The 2,306-nt window shown below is 47.9% G+C and carries 3 protein-coding genes; 1 reads left to right on the forward strand and 2 read right to left on the reverse strand.

Annotated elements, in window-relative coordinates; all coding sequences use genetic code 11:
* Together folD and C7B77_RS28530 are read right to left on the reverse strand one after the other, a co-directional pair.
* On the reverse strand, positions 1 to 642 hold a 642-nt coding region (folD, locus tag C7B77_RS28525; RefSeq protein ID WP_106313026.1), incomplete at its 3' end, for a bifunctional methylenetetrahydrofolate dehydrogenase/methenyltetrahydrofolate cyclohydrolase FolD.
* A 178-nt stretch (positions 643 to 820) separates the two neighbouring features.
* Positions 821 to 1,084 (reverse strand): hypothetical protein, encoded by a 264-nt coding sequence (locus C7B77_RS28530; protein WP_146138587.1) that lies wholly within the window; start codon positions 1,082 to 1,084, stop codon positions 821 to 823.
* A gap of 73 nt (positions 1,085 to 1,157) precedes the next feature.
* On the opposite strand from C7B77_RS28530, the gene C7B77_RS28535 reads away from it, so the two are divergent.
* Positions 1,158 to 2,273 carry a glycosyltransferase family 4 protein gene (locus C7B77_RS28535; protein ID WP_106313023.1) on the forward strand — a complete coding sequence of 372 codons (1,116 nt, stop codon included), beginning with the start codon at positions 1,158 to 1,160 and terminating at the stop codon, positions 2,271 to 2,273.
* Positions 2,274 to 2,306: the final 33 nt, after the last annotated feature.

Raw genomic sequence — 2,306 nt, forward strand, 5'->3', positions numbered from 1 at the left:
ACCGACAGCCGCGACCAAAATATCGGCACTGCGACAGACAGCCGCCAAATCGGGCGTGCGCGAATGCGCGATCGTCACGGTGGCATCGGCGGCTAGCAACATCAATGCTAAGGGTTTTCCGACTAAAATACTCCGACCGACCACTACCGCATGTTTACCACGCACATCGAGTTGATATTCGGATAGTAAGCGCATAACGCCTGCTGGCGTGCAACTTTGCAGTCCGGGTTCTCCCCTGACCAATTTCCCTAAATTGAGGGCGTGGAGGCCATCTACGTCCTTGTGGGGGGCGATTTCATGCAGCAGTGCCACGCTATCGAAACCATCCGGTAAGGGTAATTGGACTAAAATCCCATCGACGCGATCGTCAGCATTGAGTTCGTGAATGATGGAGGTGAGTTTTTCCTGACTGACGTCAGTAGGAAAGTGCTGTCCGAATGACCTAATCCCGACCTTAGCGCAGGCTTTTTCTTTACCGCCGACATACGCAGCACTCGCTGGATTGTCGCCTACCATCAATACGGCCAGTCCTGGCTGGCGACCGATTTGGGGCTGGAGCTGGGCAATTTTTAGTTGCAGCGCATCCTGCATCTTTTGAGCCAAAGCTTTACCATCGAGAAGGCGATCGGTAGGTGTAGTCATCATTATTTTAGATATTTTGGTGGGTATTATTACTAAGATAGCGATCGCTATCTGTGGCCGTGCGATTGGAACTCGATCTTAGCCGATCGAAAAAAGAGTTAGTATCATCGACACAGTATATCGATGTTCGATCGAGACTACCATCATGTCGGGATCGAGAGCGATTAAAACTCTGGATCTAGCTGCTAGCTATGTATCGCCGCAACTCCGATCCGACGATCGATCGATATGCGTCAAATTGCCGTTTAACTTTTTGAGATATGTACTTTACTCTAGTTAATAACAGCAAGGTTCGCTCGTAAGGCCGCAAACATATTTTACCTTTGCTGGCAAAACTACTAACAATTGCTGCAAGTCCGCCAACAGAGACGATCTTCGTCTGCCCAGATGCTGTCAATTCTGGTGCGATCGACCCTAAATTAGTGGGTGAGAAGATCGGCACTGACGACTCTCTTCACTCAGAGACTCTGCTACAGACATTCTCCTTTTCTTAAATCTATACTTGTTGAGATCCAATGAAAATTACACTGATTAGTTCTTCGCTGAATGTTGGGGGTGCAGAACGAGTCATGTCAATTATTGCCAACTATTGGGCTGCAAGAAATTGGCAGGTGACCATCCTCACTTTCGACGATGGATCGACACCACCATTCTACGATCTTGACAAGCGGATCGAGCATCGTCCACTAGGTATCAATATTTATAGGGGCTTGAATTTTTTCGCCTTGAGTCGCAATCTTCAGCAGGTTGGCAAACTCAAAAAAGCCATTGTTGCCAGTCGTCCGCAAGTGGTAATTAGCTGTGTCAATCTAATTAATATTATGACACTGCTAGCCTGTTGGCGACTCAAGGTACCGACGATCGTCTGCGAGCATGTCTATCCAGCTTTTAGCGGACTGGGTAAAATTGTCGGACTACTCCAAAAATGGACGTATCGTCGTGCGGATTTGATTACCGTACAGACTCATAGTGCATTATCATTTTTCCCGTCAGAGCGGGGTTATGAGACTGCGGTGATTCCCAACCCCGTCGCCTTACCCGAATCAGAAGCGATCGAGTCTCAACTATATACCGACGATCGACACATCATCGCGATCGGTAAATTAATTCCCCAAAAAGGTTTCGATTTGCTGATCCAAGCTTTCGCGCAAATTTACAACGAACATCCAGAATGGACTTTGACCATTTTCGGAGAAGGCGAAATGCGCGGCGAACTCGAAGATTTATGCTCGCGACTGCGGTTGGACGATTGCGTATTTTTACCTGGAGTCGTTACTAATATCGATGCGCAGTTGCGCAAAGCAGATATTTTTGCCCTCAGCTCTAGGTTTGAAGGTTTTCCCGTCACCTTGTGCGAAGCAATGGCTTGTGGAGTACCTGTAATTGCTGCCGATTGCTTGAGTGGGCCGCGCGAAATTATCCATAATAATATCGATGGACTCTTAGTCGTACCCGATAATGTCGATGCTTTAGCTGTGGGATTAGATATTTTGATGAACGATCCAGTCAAACGCCAATATTTCTCGCACCACGCACCCAAAGTCCTCGATAGATTCGGTGTAGAACCAGTAATGGCGATCTGGGATAGTGTCCTGAGACAAGCGATCGATCGACGAGCGAATAGAGGGTAGATGAGTGGATGGGTGGATGGGTGGATGGGTGGA

The organism is Chamaesiphon polymorphus CCALA 037, from assembly GCF_003003845.1.
GTDB classification, from domain to species: Bacteria; Cyanobacteriota; Cyanobacteriia; order Cyanobacteriales; family Chamaesiphonaceae; genus Chamaesiphon; species Chamaesiphon polymorphus.

Coding starts and splice junctions, on each gene's coding strand:
- C7B77_RS28535 (WP_106313023.1), top strand. CDS start 1,158: ATGAAAATTACACTGATTAGTTCTTCGCTGAATGTTGGGGGTGCAGAA.